This is a genomic window from Streptosporangium sp. NPDC053982, from assembly GCF_055585205.1.
This window is the reverse complement of record NZ_JBVJKQ010000017.1, coordinates 116,878-130,900: the sequence shown is the minus strand read 5'-3', so window position 1 is coordinate 130,900 and position 14,023 is coordinate 116,878. Positions and strand designations below refer to the sequence as shown.

General features: G+C 74.3%; 12 protein-coding genes. 8 read left to right on the top strand and 4 right to left on the bottom strand.

Annotated elements, in window-relative coordinates:
- Window positions 1-90: 90 nt before the first annotated feature.
- The 3 genes from ACZ6W9_RS29425 to ACZ6W9_RS29415 all read right to left on the bottom strand — a co-directional run bounded on the left by ACZ6W9_RS29425 (window position 91) and on the right by ACZ6W9_RS29415 (window position 3,507).
- Window positions 91-1,209: an Lrp/AsnC family transcriptional regulator gene (locus ACZ6W9_RS29425; protein ID WP_470120646.1), complete on the bottom strand. Its 1,119-nt coding sequence runs from the start codon at window positions 1,207-1,209 to the stop codon at window positions 91-93.
- 210 nt (window positions 1,210-1,419) lie between these two features.
- Window positions 1,420-2,577, bottom strand: coding sequence for a steroid 3-ketoacyl-CoA thiolase (locus ACZ6W9_RS29420; RefSeq protein WP_389959499.1), 1,158 nt, complete (start codon window positions 2,575-2,577; stop codon window positions 1,420-1,422).
- 189 nt (window positions 2,578-2,766) lie between these two features.
- A complete protein-coding gene (locus ACZ6W9_RS29415) occupies window positions 2,767-3,507 on the bottom strand; it encodes a TetR family transcriptional regulator (protein ID WP_470120643.1) in 741 nt (246 codons plus the stop codon).
- A 207-nt stretch (window positions 3,508-3,714) separates the two neighbouring features.
- On the opposite strand from ACZ6W9_RS29415, the gene ACZ6W9_RS29410 reads away from it, so the two are divergent.
- The 5 genes from ACZ6W9_RS29410 to ACZ6W9_RS29390 all read left to right on the top strand — a co-directional run bounded on the left by ACZ6W9_RS29410 (window position 3,715) and on the right by ACZ6W9_RS29390 (window position 8,852).
- Window positions 3,715-4,896, top strand: a complete 1,182-nt coding sequence (locus ACZ6W9_RS29410; RefSeq protein WP_389959505.1) for an acyl-CoA dehydrogenase family protein — start codon at window positions 3,715-3,717, stop codon at window positions 4,894-4,896.
- Window positions 4,896-6,050, top strand: coding sequence for an acyl-CoA dehydrogenase family protein (locus tag ACZ6W9_RS29405; protein ID WP_362935101.1), 1,155 nt, complete (start codon window positions 4,896-4,898; stop codon window positions 6,048-6,050). Before ACZ6W9_RS29410 ends, ACZ6W9_RS29405 begins: the two co-directional genes overlap by 1 nt.
- Window positions 6,047-7,114: a bifunctional MaoC family dehydratase N-terminal/OB-fold nucleic acid binding domain-containing protein gene (locus ACZ6W9_RS29400; protein WP_389959508.1), complete on the top strand. Its 1,068-nt coding sequence runs from the start codon at window positions 6,047-6,049 to the stop codon at window positions 7,112-7,114. Before ACZ6W9_RS29405 ends, ACZ6W9_RS29400 begins: the two co-directional genes overlap by 4 nt.
- Window positions 7,114-7,524 carry a MaoC/PaaZ C-terminal domain-containing protein gene (locus tag ACZ6W9_RS29395; RefSeq protein WP_362935107.1) on the top strand — a complete coding sequence of 137 codons (411 nt, stop codon included), beginning with the start codon at window positions 7,114-7,116 and terminating at the stop codon, window positions 7,522-7,524. The genes ACZ6W9_RS29400 and ACZ6W9_RS29395 overlap by 1 nt, the downstream gene beginning before the upstream one ends.
- Before the next feature lie 155 nt (window positions 7,525-7,679).
- Window positions 7,680-8,852 (top strand): lipid-transfer protein, encoded by a 1,173-nt coding sequence (locus ACZ6W9_RS29390; RefSeq protein ID WP_389959514.1) that lies wholly within the window; start codon window positions 7,680-7,682, stop codon window positions 8,850-8,852.
- Window positions 8,853-8,891: 39 nt separating this feature from the next.
- On the opposite strand, the gene ACZ6W9_RS29385 is transcribed toward ACZ6W9_RS29390, so the two are convergent.
- Entirely contained in the window at window positions 8,892-11,072 is a 2,181-nt protein-coding gene (locus ACZ6W9_RS29385; RefSeq protein WP_470120639.1) for a hypothetical protein, read from the bottom strand.
- Window positions 11,073-11,402: 330 nt separating this feature from the next.
- On the opposite strand from ACZ6W9_RS29385, the gene ACZ6W9_RS29380 reads away from it, so the two are divergent.
- The 3 genes from ACZ6W9_RS29380 to ACZ6W9_RS29370 are packed head-to-tail and all read left to right on the top strand — an operon-like array spanning window position 11,403 to window position 13,991.
- Window positions 11,403-12,659, top strand: a complete 1,257-nt coding sequence (locus ACZ6W9_RS29380; protein ID WP_470120637.1) for an ABC transporter ATP-binding protein — start codon at window positions 11,403-11,405, stop codon at window positions 12,657-12,659.
- A complete protein-coding gene (locus tag ACZ6W9_RS29375; RefSeq protein ID WP_389959522.1) occupies window positions 12,649-13,323 on the top strand; it encodes an ABC transporter permease in 675 nt (224 codons plus the stop codon). The genes ACZ6W9_RS29380 and ACZ6W9_RS29375 overlap by 11 nt, the downstream gene beginning before the upstream one ends.
- Window positions 13,320-13,991: an ABC transporter permease gene (locus ACZ6W9_RS29370; protein WP_389959525.1), complete on the top strand. Its 672-nt coding sequence runs from the start codon at window positions 13,320-13,322 to the stop codon at window positions 13,989-13,991. Before ACZ6W9_RS29375 ends, ACZ6W9_RS29370 begins: the two co-directional genes overlap by 4 nt.
- The last annotated feature ends 32 nt before the right edge of the window (window positions 13,992-14,023 follow it).

The following is a 14,023-nucleotide window of genomic DNA, read 5'->3' as shown; positions in this document are numbered from 1 at the left end:
GCGCCACGCCGCGGGTGACGGGCGTGCCCGCCCGCCCCGCCGACCTAACCGATCAAGCGCTTGGTGGGGCGCCTGCTGTAACGCGTTCTATTATGTACCGCCGGGCGAGTCAAGGAGCGGCATCCGCGTCTCCCTCCGGCGTTCCTCCGCGTCCTCCACCGGTTTCCGGGCCTCCTCCCGGCGTTCCTCCGCGCTCCCTCCCGGCGTTCCGCCGTACGTCCCGATCGGGCCGACCCAGCGCTCCACCCGGCCGTCGCGTTTGATCATGAAGCCGCGCTTGAGCGGCCGGAGCACCACCGTGGTCTCGATCGCCCGCATGCCGGGCAGGCCGCCGATGCCCCGCAGGAACTCGTACAGCTCGGGCCGGCCCGGCACGACCACGTGCGCCACGAGCTGGTGGTCGCCGGCCACCGCCACCAGGTATCGCACCTGCGGGAGAGCCGCCAGCGCGTGCCCGGCCGCCTCCACCTCGCACTCGGCCACCCGCAGCCAGAGCACGGCCTCGACCGGCAGTCCCAGGTAGGGGGGCTCGATCTCGGCGCGGATGCGCAGGATCCCCCGGCGCAGCAGGGAGTCCAGGCGGCGGCGGGCCGTGGACTCGCTGATCCCGGCGGCGGACGCGACCTCCGCGTGGGTGGCGCGGCCGTCGGTGACGACCGCCGCGATGATCCGCGCGTCCTCGGCCGGCGGCGCCTCGCGCGGGCGCTGCAGGCGGCCCGGCAGCGGGGCCCACTGCTCGCGCAGCCCCTCCACCTCCTGCGGGGTCAGCACGTCGAGGTGCCACTCCTGGGGGGTCTTGAAGTAACGCAGCGCCGGATAGGCGACGCTCTCCACCACCCCGTCGATCGACGGGATGCCCCGGAACAGCAGGTCGATCATGGCGTCGTCGGCCACGGACAGCTCGGCCGTGCAGTCCACCGAACCCGACACCAGCGCGACGAACCGGGTCTCGGGCAGCTCGGCGAGCGCCTCGCCCGCGTCGATCACCGTCCCGGGACGGCAGCGCAACCGCAGCACCGACGACCCGAGCCGCCGGTCGTCGACCAGCCCGATCACCGAGAGCACACCCGAGTCGATCAGCCGGGTCGCCCTCCTGGCGACGTTGCGCGTGGGCTCGCCCAGCACGCGCCCGATGCGGTCCCAGGTGGCCCGCCCGTTCACCTGCAGGGCGGCGACCACCCGCAGATCGGCTTCACCGAGTGGCTGCATGGCGTCATCCTCATGGGGGGAACGGGTCGCCGCAAGCGTACGGCTTCGTGATCACCCCCGGCGGGGGAACGCGGACAGAACCCACGGGCCCGCGAACGGTCGCCGGACCGTACGGCCCGGCCGCGCGCCGCCCCGTGTCCCCGCCCGTCCACGGGCGCGGCGCGTTTCCGGGGACGGGCACGGCGCGGCTCCGGGACGGCCGCGGGCGTGTCACAACCGTTCCAGGACGGTCGCGGTGGACAGCGCGCCGCCCGCGCACATCGTCACCAGCGCGGTCGAGGAGTCCGACCGCTCCAGCTCGTGCAGGGCGGTGACGACCAGGCGGGCGCCGGTCGCGCCGACCGGGTGGCCGAGCGCGATGGCTCCGCCGCAGACGTTGACCCGGTCCATGTCCGGCCGGTGCACCGACGCCCAGGACAGGACGACCGACGCGAACGCCTCGTTCACCTCGAACAGGTCGACGTCCTCCATCCGCATGCCCGCCGCGGACAGCACCCTGGCGGTCGCCTCCACCGGCCCGTCCAGGTGGTAGTACGGCTCCGCGCCGACGAGCGCCTGGGCGCGGATCCGGGCGCGGGGGCGCAGGCCGTACCGGGCGGCGGCCTCCTCGCTCGCCAGCAGCACCGCCGCCGCGCCGTCGGAGATCTGCGAGGAGGTCCCGGCGGTGTGCAGCCCGTCCTCTCCCATCACCGGCCGCAGCCGCGCCAGCCCCTCGGCGGTGGTCTCGCGGAGCCCCTGGTCGGCGGTGACGACGCGGCTCTCGCCGGTGGGCCGTCCGTCCTCACCCAGGACCGGGGCGGTCACCGGGACGATCTCCCGGTCGAAGCGGCCCTCGGCCCACGCGCGGGCGGCCAGGCGCTGGGACCGGACGCCGAAGGCGTCGAGCCGCTCGCGGGTCAGCCCGCGCCGCCGCGCGATCCGCTCGGCGGCGGTGAACTGGTCGGGTATGTCGATGGCCCAGTCGCCGGGCCGGGGGTCGGCCGGGAGCACGTTGCTGCCCAGCGGGGCCCGGCTCATCACCTCGACGCCGCAGGCCACTCCTACCTCGACGACGCCCGCCTCGATGAGGGCGGCGACCAGGTGCACGGCCTGCTGTGAGGAGCCGCACTGCGCGTCGATCGTGGTCACGCCCGTCCCGTACGGCAGGCCGGCGTAGAGCCAGGCGTACCGGCCCACGTGCCCGCCCTGCTCGCCCGCCTGGGTGACGCACCCGGCGAAGACCTGGTCCACCGCCGCCGGGTCGATCCCGGACCTGCCGATCACGCCGTTCAGCGCGGCGGCGAGCAGCGCCTGCGGTTTCAGGCCCGCGAGCAGGCCGCCTCGCCTGCCGATCGGGGTTCTGACGGCTTCGACGATCACCGCACCCATCCGGCCTCCCATCCCGACCGCGCCCGCCCTGTGACTGTAACCCGTTCTAGTTTCGGGTGGAAGGCGGAGGAGGGAGGAGCGGGGTCGAGGTCTCGGGCGGGAGAGGGCGTCCCGAGGGGGCTCCCGAGGGGCATGGTGGGAGCGCCGGCGAAGGGTCGCCCGGGGGGCCTCCGGGAGGCGGACGAGAGGTCAGAAGCCGGCGAGCAGCCGGTCGGCCGCGATCTCGACGCGGCGCTGCGCCTGCTCGTGCGTACGGCGGCCGCGGAGCATCTCCAGCAGCTCCTGCACCCAGACGCTGGACAGGGAGCCGGCCAGGATGGCCTGCTCCTCCGTGGCGGTCTCCGTCGTCAGCCGGTCGCCCGGGCGGTCCACGGCGGCGCGCAGCAGCAGGCCGGTCATCCGGTCGCCGAACGGGGTGTCGACCTCGGCCATGATCAGTGAGCGGATGAGCGCGTCGGCCAGCTCGGGCTCGCGCATGAGGCCGCGGGTGGCGCGCATCAGCACGTCGACGGCCCGGCCCGCGGGGGTGGCCGCACTCGGAGGACGGCGCTCGATGCTGCCTTCGAGCAGGTCGAACTCCTCGCTGACCACCGCGACGACCAGGTCCATCTTCGATGGGAAGTAGCGGTAGAGGGTGCCGAGGGCGACCCCGGCACGCTCGGCGACCGTGCGCATCTGCATGGCCTCGACGCCGCCGCGGGAGGCGAGCGCGGCGGCCGCCTGGATGATGCGCTTGCGGCGCTGGTGCTGGCTCCTGGAGCGGACGCCGCCGGACGCCGCGGGCTCACCCTGCGCTCCCCGCGCCCCCGAGGCGCCCTTGGTCGCGCCCGAGGCGCCTTTGGCGGCGGCCGGGCGGGGGGATCCGGGGGGCGGAGCGTGCGGGGCGCGGGCGGCCGCGGATGCTCCGATGGTCGTACGCGGGACACGCATGAGAACACGTTATCTGATCTCCGCTCGTCCCAGTGGGTTACCCGCCGGTTACGAGAGCCATCGGTCCTTCCATTGAAGACGCCTGTCCGACGCACGTCGCCGCGCGTTCCCGCCGGCCGCCCCTGGACGGGGACTGAAATCTGTTCTAGTTTCCGGATCGGTTGGCTTGAGCGTTTCATCCCCTGGAGCGAGTCCCTTGGAGCGCCCGTGGACTTCACCCTTGACGAGACACAGAGTGAGTTGCGCGCCCTCGCCGGGGACCTCCTCGGCCGGGAGGCCGCCACCGAACGGATCGAGGCCCACGAGGCGGGCGGCGCGCCGTACGACGCGGGGCTCTGGCGCTCCCTCGCCCAGGCCGGGCTGCTGGGCGCATGCCTTCCCGAGGAGGCGGGCGGCGCGGGGCTCGGACCGGTGGAGGCGGCCGTCCTGCTGCGGGAGGCCGGGGCGCACGTGGCCCCCGCGCCGCTCCTGGCGAGCCTGGTCGCCGGGCTGGCCGTCGCCCGGCACGGCTCCCCGGAGCAGCGCGCGGCGCTGGCCCCCCTGGCCGAGGGGAGGGCGGTGCTGACAGCCGCGCTGCGCGGCCCCGGCCGCGACCTCGGCGCCGCCCCCACCGTGACCGCCCGCCTCGCTGACGGCCCCGATCCCGCCGGGGAGCCCGGCGCCGGTTCCGTTCCCGGGCCCGCCGGGGAGCCCGGTGCCGCCCCCGTCGTGACCGCCCGACCCGGCCACGGCGGGTGGCTGCTGACCGGGCGGGCCGGAACCGTCCCCTACGCCGCCCAGGCGTCGGCGATCCTCGTCCCCGCGGCCACCGCGGACGGCGTCGGCCTGTTCCTGGTCGCCCCCGGGGCGGCGACCCTGCGGCCGGTGCGCGTCTCCACCGGCGAGCCCGCCGCCACCCTCGCCCTCCACGACTCCCCGGCCGAGCCCGTGGGCGGGCCGGACGGCCGGGCCGCCGCGGACCTGCGCCTGCTGGCGCTCGCCGGGATCGTCGCCGTCGCCTCCGGCGTGCTGGCCGGAGCGCTCGCGCTGACCACCGAGCACATCAGGAGCCGCAGGCAGTTCGGCCGCGCACTGGCCGAGTTCCAGGCGGTCACCGTACAGATCGCCGACGTCTACATCGCCGCCCGCACCCTCGACGTCGCCATGTGGTCCGGGGTGTGGCGGCTGGCCGAGGGCATGGACTCCGAGGCCGAGGCCGACCTGTCCGTCGCGGCCCTCACCGTCACGGACGCGGCGCTCGCCGCGCTGCACACCTGCCAGCACCTGCACGGCGGGATCGGCCTGGACGTGGCCTACCCGCTGCACCGCCACTTCGCCTGGGGCAAGCACCACGCCCACCTGCTGGGCGGCGTGGAGGCCCGGCTCGACGCGATCGGAGCGCTCCTCTGATGATGATCGACCTGACCCCCGAACAGCGGCGGCTCCGCCACGAGCTGCACGAGTACTTCACCGTCTGCCTGTCCGACGAGGAACGCCGGGAGATCGCCGCCGACCCGTTCGGCCCGGCCTACATGCGGCACTGCCGCAGACTCGGCCGCGACGGCAAGCTCGGCCTGGGCTGGCCGGAGAAGTACGGCGGCGGCGGATACGGCCCGGTGGAGCAGCAGATCTTCGCCAACGAGATCGCCCGCGCCGAGGTGCCCTACCCGATCATCACCGTGCAGACCGTCGGCCCGACCATCATGCGGTACGGCACGGCCGCGCAGAAGGAGTCCTTCCTGCCGCGCATCCTGGCCGGGGAGTGCCACTTCGCCATCGGCTACAGCGAGCCCGAGGCGGGCACCGACCTCGCGGCCCTGCGCACCACCGCGGTCCGCGACGGCGACCACTACGTCGTCAACGGGCAGAAGATCTTCACCTCGGGCGCCCACCACGCCGACCACATCTGGCTGGCCGCCCGCACCGACCCGGCCGCGGCGAAGCACCGGGGCATCACGATGCTGATCGTCGACTGCGCCGACCCGGGCTTCTCGTGGACCCCGATCACCACCATGGACGGCCGCCACCACACCAACTCCACCTACTACACCGACGTGCGGGTGCCGGTGGACATGGTGGTGGGGGAGGAGAACCGGGGCTGGGACCTGATCGTCGAGCAGCTCAACCACGAGCGGGTCACGCTCGGCCCGGCGGGCAACATCGCGCACGTCCACGACCGGTTCCTGCGGTGGGCCCGCGCCACCGGGCTGATCGCCGAGCCCGCCGTACGGCGGGCTCTGGCCAGGGTGTACGCCTGCCTGCGGACCAACGAGCTGCTGAACTGGCAGGTCGCGGCGGGCATGGATTCGGGCTGGCTGGGCGCCCCCGACGCCTCGGCCACCAAGATCTACGGTTCGGAGCGCATGCAGGAGGTCGGCCGGATCGTCGGGGACGTCCTGGCCCGGTACGGCGATCCGGACGACGAGGAGACGGCCGGCTTCACCGAGCGCCTCGACCGCGGCGTCAAGGGCGCGATCGTGCTGACCTTCGGCGGCGGCGTCAACGAGGTCCAGCGCGAGCTCATCGCCATGCTGGGCCTGAACCTGCCGAGGCCGCCCCGATGACCGCCGCGAACCCTCCCGTCCCGCCTTCCCCCGGGGACCGTCGAGGCCCCGCCGCCCGGGACGCCCGGACGTCCGGTCAGGACGCGCCGGACCCGGCCGGGCGGCCCGCCTGGGCCCCGGACCCGGGGTTCCACGAACGGCTCACCGCGCTGGCCGAGAAGCGGGTGGCGGCGGGAGAGGTGTACGGCGACGCCGCGGCCGACCCGGTCAACCTCCCGATGATCCGGCACTGGGCCGCCGCCATGGGCGACGCCAACCCCCTCCACACCGACGCGGAGGCCGCGGCCGCGGGCGTCCACGGGGAGATCGTGGCGCCCCCGGCGATGATCCAGGTCTGGACCATGCCGGGCCTCGCCGGACCCGCCGAGCGGGCGGGCGGCCCGATCGGCGACGTGCTCGCGGCGCTGGACGCCGCCGGCTACACCGGGGTGGTCGCGACGAACTGCGAGCAGACCTACGACCGCTACCTGAGGCTCGGCGAGCGGCCGGTCCCGGCCACCCGGCTCACCGGGCTGTCCGGGCCGAAACGGACGGCCCTCGGCGAGGGCTACTTCGTCACCTGGAACGTCACCTGGTACTCGGAGGGCGAACGGGTGGCCGAGATGCTGTTCCGGGTACTGAAATTTCATCCCGAGGAGCGCATAACCACTACCGATACCCGGCAGCCGTACCCGCTGGGACCGGCCGTCGGCGACGACACCGCCTTCTTCTGGGAGGGTGTGGCCCGAGGCGAGTTGCGGATCCAGAGATGCGCCGACTGCGGCGAACTCCGGCATCCCCCAGGTCCGGTCTGCCCCTCGTGCCGCTCGGCCGGCCGGACGTACGTCGTGGCGAGCGGCGAGGGCGAGGTCTACAGCTACGTGGTGCACCACAGTCCGCCGGTCCCGGGATGGGAGACGCCGTTCGCGGTGGCGGTGGTCCAGCTGCCGGAGGGTGTGCGGATCGTGGGCGCCGTCGTGGACTGCCCTCCCTCGGAAGTGGGTATCGGTATGCCGTTGCGTGTGACGTATCGCCAGAAGGACGACAACCTCATACTGCCCCTCTGGGTCCCCCGGGAGACGTGATGCGGACGCTTACCGAAGACGAGGTCCAGGTCGGAGTGGCGCTCCCCGAGCTCGCGATCGACCTGACCCCCACCACGGTCGTCTCGACGGCACTGGCCACGATGGACTTCACCCCCGTCCACCACGACCCGGCGAGCGCCAGGGCCCAGGGATCGAAGGACGTCTTCCTCAACATCCTGACCACGATGGGCCTCGTCGAGCGCTACGTCACCGACTGGGCGGGTCCCGAGGCGCTGATCCGCGGCATCAACGTCAAACTGGGCGTCCCGGCCTACGCCGGGGACCGGCTGACCTTCACCGGCGCCGTCGTCGGACGGGAGGACGGCGAGTTCACCGTCGAGGTGCGGGGCAGGGTCAGCCTGGGCGACCACGCCTCCGGCACCGTCCGCTTCGCCCTCCCCGACCGCTGACCCGTCCCGAAGGCCACACGCGCCCCTCCCGGCCGCATCCTCTCCCGGAGGGCCGGTTTCCCGGACTCCCGGAGAACCGCGTCCCCGGCATCCGGACGACCCCTGACATCCCGAACAACCGCGCCTCTTCGAAGACTTCGCAGAAAGGCCCCACCGTGGTCTCCTTTTCGGGGAGTACGGCCGTCGCCGGCATCGGCGCGACCGAGTTCTCCAAGCAGTCGGGCAGGTCGGAGCTCCGGCTCGCCGCCGAGGCGGTGTTCGCGGCGCTGGACGACGCCGGTCTCGGCCCGTCGGACGTGGACGGCCTGGTCACCTACACCCAGGACGCCAACGACGAGATCGCCGTGGCCCGCGAGGTGGGCATCGGCGACCTGACCTTCTTCTCCCGGGTCCACTACGGCGGCGGCGCGGCGTGCGGCACGGTGATGCACGCGGCGATGGCCGTCGCGACCGGCGCCGCCGAGACCGTCGTCTGCTACCGGGCGTTCAACGAGCGCTCCGGCCGCAGGTACGGCCGGCCCGACCCGGGGCTCGGCGGCGCGCCGTCGTCCCTGGGCCTGGAGATGAGCTGGCACGTGCCGCAGGGTCTGATGACCCCGGCGGCGTGGGTCGCCATGTTCGCCCGCCGGTACATGCACGTCCACGGCGCGACGTCCGAGGACTTCGGCCGGGTGGCCGTCGCCATGCGGCGGCACGCGGCCACCAACCCCGCCGCGTGGTTCCACGGCCGACCGATCACCCTCGCCGAGCACCAGGCGTCGCGGTGGATCGTCGAGCCGCTGCACCTGCTCGACTGCTGCCAGGAGAGCGACGGCGCGGTGGCGCTCGTGGTCACCTCGGCCGAACGCGCCCGCGACCTGCGGCGGACCCCGGCACTGATCACCGCCGCGGCCCAGGGGTCCGGGGCCGGGCAGATGATGATGACCAGCTACTACCGCGACGACATGACCGGCCTGCCGGAGATGGGGGTGGTCGGCCGCCGCCTGTGGGAGCAGGCGGGGTTCGGGCCCGAGGGGGTGCAGACGGCCGTCCTGTACGACCACTTCACGCCGTTCGTGCTCCTCCAGCTGGAGGAGCTGGGGTTCTGCGGGCGGGGCGAGGCGCGCCACCTCGTGGCGGACGGCGGCATCGAGATCGACGGCCGCCTGCCGGTGAACCCGCACGGCGGGCAGCTCGGCGAGGCGTACATCCACGGAATGAACGGCATCGCCGAGGCCGTACGGCAGGTCCGGGGCACCGCGGCCAACCAGGTCGCGGACGTCCGCAACGTCCTGGTCACCGCGGGCACCGGCGTGCCGACCAGCGGGCTGATCCTGTCGGCGGGCTGAGACGCGCACCGCCCGGGGCCGGGCCGCCGCGCCACGGCGTCACGGTGTCAGGGCGGGCATGGCGAGGAAGACGATCATCGCGATCGCCACGCAGACGAGGAAGCCTGCGAGCTCCCAGACCCAGTCGTGGTGACGCTCGGCGTGCCTGCCCGGCCGGCGCCTGGTCCTGCGGTGCGATCGTCCGCCGGTCCGCGTCGTACGGGACGCCCGGGACACCCGGGCGCCCGTCTCCGGGACCTCGGTCCGGACCCCGATCACGGCCGTGGCGCCGGCCTCTGCGTTCCCGGGGTCCCCGAGCTTCCCGGGGTCCCCGGCGCTCGCCAGCATCCCGGCCCGCCAGGCGGCGACCTCCTGGAAGTCGGTCGTGGCCGCGGCGGTCGTCCGGAGGCCTGGCGTCCCCGTCGTCCGGAGGTCGTGCGTCTCCGTGGCGGCCGTCCGAAGGCCGCTCGTCCCGGCGGCGGCCGTCCCCGCGGGCTCCCGGCCGCTCAGGGGCCGCCCGGTGCCCGCGGCCCGGTCCGTCCCGTGCACGCGGACGGGTCGTTCCGGCGCGGTCCAGTCGACGATCGGCCACTCGTCGTACGGCGCCCGGTCGGGGGCCGGGGACGCCGCGGCGCCGGAGGCGGGCAGGTCGTCCAGCTCGTCGGTCCGCAGCGGCCAGCCGGGCAGCCGCCGCTCGTGCTCCCCCTGCGGTCCGGAGTCCTCGCGGCGCTCCTGGTCCACCCGCTGATCGGGGCCCTGCCGCCGTCCGCGGTCCGTGCTCCGCCCGTCGCGGTCGCGTTCCTCACGCGGCGCGGCGGCGACCAGCCTGTCGGTCCGGATCAGGGCCGCCCGCGCCTCGGGGGTGAGGGGCTGGAACAGGTTTCCCACGGAGGGGAACCCGTCCGGTGACGGCGGTGACGGCGACGGCGAGGACGGCGTCTCGGGTTCGAGCACGTCCCCGGGGACCGGGGCGGGCAGGGGAGCCGGGCCGGGAGCCGCGCCGCGCGGCGAGGGCCGGCGCAGCCTCGCCCGCCGGGCGCGGGGCGACATGTCGTCGAGCGAGGTCAGGACCGAGTCCCTGAGCCGGGGCATCGGCTCGGTGGTGGCCTCGTGTGCGGAGACCACGTCCGGGTCCGGCGGCGAGAGCGGGTCGGACGCGCGGTCCCGCACGGAGGAGCCAGGGGAGCCGGAGGAGCCGGAGGAGCCGGAGGGGTCCGAGGCGCCGGGAGAACCCACGGAGCCCGTGGAGCTCAGGGAACCCGGAGAGCCCGGAGAGCCCGCGGAGCCCGGGGTGACGGGCGAGCCGTCGCGCGGGCCGCCCGCCGGGCCGGCGGGCAGCGGGAACACGGTGGTGCCGGTCAGCGCGTCGGCCGCGGAGGGCGGGAGCGGCCACACCGGGGGCGCGGGCCACAGCGCCCTGAGCGGGGGACCGGAGGGACGCGAGGCGGAGGCCGTACCCGGCCGGGCCCCCGGCGGAGCGGGAACCGTACCCGGCCGCGTCACCGGCCGGACCCCTGACGGGGCCGAGGCCGTACCCGGTGTGCCCAGCACGGCGGCGCCCAGCACGGTGGCGCGCAGTCCCGGCGGCGGGACGGCCCAGGGGGCGCGGGCGAGCACGTCGCGGATGGGCGCGGCGTCCAGGGCGCCGAACACCTCGGCCATGTGGTCCGGCACCCTCATCGAGGCCAGGGCCGGGCGCAGTGCCTGGGCGAAGCGCCGGCAGGCGCTGACGGTCAGCTCGTCGGCGGTGTCGGCGGCCACGTCGAGCACCCAGGAGAGCTCGAAGGCGTCCATCTCGCACACGCCGGACAGGTACAGCACCTCGCGCTGGTGGGGCCGCAGGTCGCGCAGGATCCGCCCGACGAAGGACGCCACCAGGTCGGCTCCGACGACCGGTGGCGCGTAGACGACGTCGCGGTGCTGGATCTCGCGGCGGGCCAGCGCGTAGAGGGCGGCACGCGGCGGTCCGGCGGCCTCCGCGGCGGCGTGCGGCCCGGCGGCCTCCGCGGCGGGGCCCTCCGCGGGGTACGGCGCGGGGACCTCCGCGGCCACGGTGGCGTGTCGTGGTCCCGCGGCCTCCACGGCGGCGAAGACGGCCGTCAGCGCGCCGGCCGCGGCGCCGGGATCACCGAGCTGGTCGTGGCAGTACGCGAACAGTCCGGCGGCGTGACGGTCGTAGAGCTCGGTGACCTCGGTGACGGGGCCACCGCGCGGGCGCAGACCGAGGAGGGGTTGGGTCACGGGACCGGTTCCTCTGGTGGTTCGGATGGTTCAGGCGGGGCATCTGACGATGAACCCGGACGAGCGGAATACCTGCGGTGCCGGTGTAGCTGTTGATCCATGTGTGTCAGATGAGTCACTCCCCACGATATGGGTAATCATGCCGGGTCGGCGGGCCCAATCGCACTATTGACTGCCCTTTCTCCGGAGGGCTTGCTAGCCTGAGCGGCCCCCTGGTGGGGGCCATGGGAGGGTTGAGTTGGATACCTCACCTTTGTCGGTCCCGCGTTAGACCATGGGGCGGTTGTGGGCAGGGGGTCCCACGCCCCGCCGGCGAGCAAAAGGTTACGCATGATCACATTCGACCGTGTCACCAAGCGATATCCAGACGGAACCGTCGCCGTGGACGACCTCAGCCTCGAAGTCCCCACGGGCGGGATAACCGTGTTCGTCGGTCCCTCGGGATGCGGCAAGACGACGTCCCTCCGAATGATCAACAGGATGATCGACCCGAGCGAGGGTCGCATCCTCCTCGACGGTGTGGACGTCACCACCGTCGATCCGCCCACGCTGCGCCGGGGCATCGGCTACGTGATCCAGCAGGCCGGCCTCTTCCCGCACCGGAAGATCGTGGACAACGTCGCGACCGTTCCCTATCTCCTCGGCTGGGACCGCAAGAAGGCCCGGGACCGGGCGATGGAGCTGCTGGAGCGGGTGGGCCTGGAGACCGGGCTCGCGAACCGCTACCCCTTCCAGCTGTCCGGAGGCCAGCAGCAGCGCGTCGGCGTGGCCCGCGCGCTCGCGGCCGACCCGCCGGTGCTGCTGATGGACGAGCCGTTCAGCGCGGTGGACCCGATCGTGCGCGCGAGCCTTCAGGACGAGCTGCTGCGGCTCCAGTCCGAACTGCAGAAGACGATCGTGTTCGTCACCCACGACATCGACGAGGCCGTCAAACTCGGCGACCGGGTGGCGGTGCTGCAGGTCGGCGGGCGCCTGGCGCAGCTCGACGACCCCGCGACGCTGCTCGCCAGGCCCGCCGGCGGTTTCGTCCGGGAGTTCCTCGGCCGTGACCGGGGCATCCGGCGGCTGTCGTTCGTCCCCGGCGAGGGCCTGCGGCTGCGCGACGGCCTGACCGTGCCGGTCTCCGCCGACGTCGCCTCGGCGCGCGGTACGGCGGAGCCCTGGCTGGCCGTGGTCGGCCCGGACGGCGAGCCCCTGGGCTGGGCCGCCACCGCCGATCTGCCGGAGAGCGGGACGTTCGAGGAGGTGCGGCTCGCGCCGTACGGGACGTTCGTCAGGGGCCGCGACTCGCTCCGCGCGGCGCTGGACGCGGCGCTGCTGTCGCCCTCGGGGAACGCGATCGCGGTGGACGACTCCGGGCGGGCCGAGGGCGTGGTCACCCGCGAGGTGCTGGACGAGGCGCTGGTCATGGCGGCCGAGGAGGCGTCCCGCGTGGCGGAGAGGTCCACCGGACCCGGCCCCACCGGACCCGGCACGGGCAACGGAACGACCGGACCCGGTGCGGACACCGGAACGACCGGCGGAGCCGGGGACGCCGGGGAGACCGGGGAGACCGGCGCAGCCCGGGAGGCCGCGGATGGACGGTGAGCCACTGGTCCGCTGGGACTGGATCTGGCGCAACTGGAGCACCGGCCGGGCCGGCAGCATCGACTCCCTGCTCCAGCAGCACGTCGTGATGGCGCTGCTGCCGGTCGTGTTCGGACTCCTCGTCGCGCTGCCGATCGGGCTGGCCTGCGTGCGCTGGCGCTGGCTCTACCAGCCGACGGCCGGTTTCATGAACGTCGTCTACGCGCTGCCGTCCCTGCCGGTCTTCATGCTCCTGCTCCCGGTGACCGGCCTCGGTCCGGCGACCGTGATCATCCCCTTGAGCTTCTACGGCGTGGCCGTGCTGATCCCCGCCGTGGTGGACGGCATCGCCTCGGTCCCCGACCACGTCCGGCAGTCGGCGGTCGCGATGGGCTTCACCCCGCTGCGCCGGCTGCTCCGGGTCGAGCTGCCGATCGCCGTCCCGGTGGTGCTGGCGGGCCTGCGCGTGGTCGCGGTCTCCAGCATCAGCCTGGTCAGCGTGGGCGCGCTCATCGGCCAGGGCGGGCTGGGCAACCTGTTCACCGACGCGTTCAAGCGCGACTTCCCCACCCCGGCGGTCGTGGGCATCGTGCTCATCGTGGCGCTGGCCCTGCTGGTGGACGGCCTCCTGCTCGCCGCGCAGCGGCTGCTCACCCCCTGGCAGCGGGCGAGGGGGAACGCGTGAACTGGCTGACCGACTTCTTCGGCGACCCCGCCCACTGGTCGGGGCCCGACGGCATCCCGGCCCGGCTCCTGGAGCACCTGGCGTTCTCCGCGGCGGCGCTGGCCCTGGCCGCGCTGATCGCGCTGCCGCTGGGGCTGTGGATCGGCCACACCGGCCGGGGCGCCTATCTCATCGTGGCGACGGTCAACGTCGCCCGCGCGATGCCCACCCTCGGCCTGCTCGTGCTGTTCGTGCTGCTGCTCGGCACCACCACGGTCCTGCCGGTGCTCATCCCGCTGGTGGCGCTGGCGGCGCCGCCCATCCTGGTCAACGCCTACGAGGGCGTCCGGGGCGTGGATCCCGACCTGAGGGACGCCGCGTACGGCATGGGCCTGCGCGGCGGCCAGGTCCTGGGCAGGGTGCTGGTGCCGGTGGCGCTTCCGCTGATCCTGCTCGGGCTGCGGCTCTCGGCCGTCCAGGTGGTGGCGACCACGACCGTGGCGGCCTACGCCGGACTCGGCGGGCTGGGCCGTTTCATCATCGACGGCCTGGCGACGAAGGACTACGCGAGCGTCGCGGGCGGAGCCGTGCTGGTGGTGCTGTTCGCGCTCGCCGTACAGCTGTTGTTCACGTTGGCACAGCGGATGGCGGTGTCGCCTGGCGTGAGCCGGAGGCAGCGCGTCCGCTAATCTACTAATAACCTCCCGCTTGAAAGGGAAAT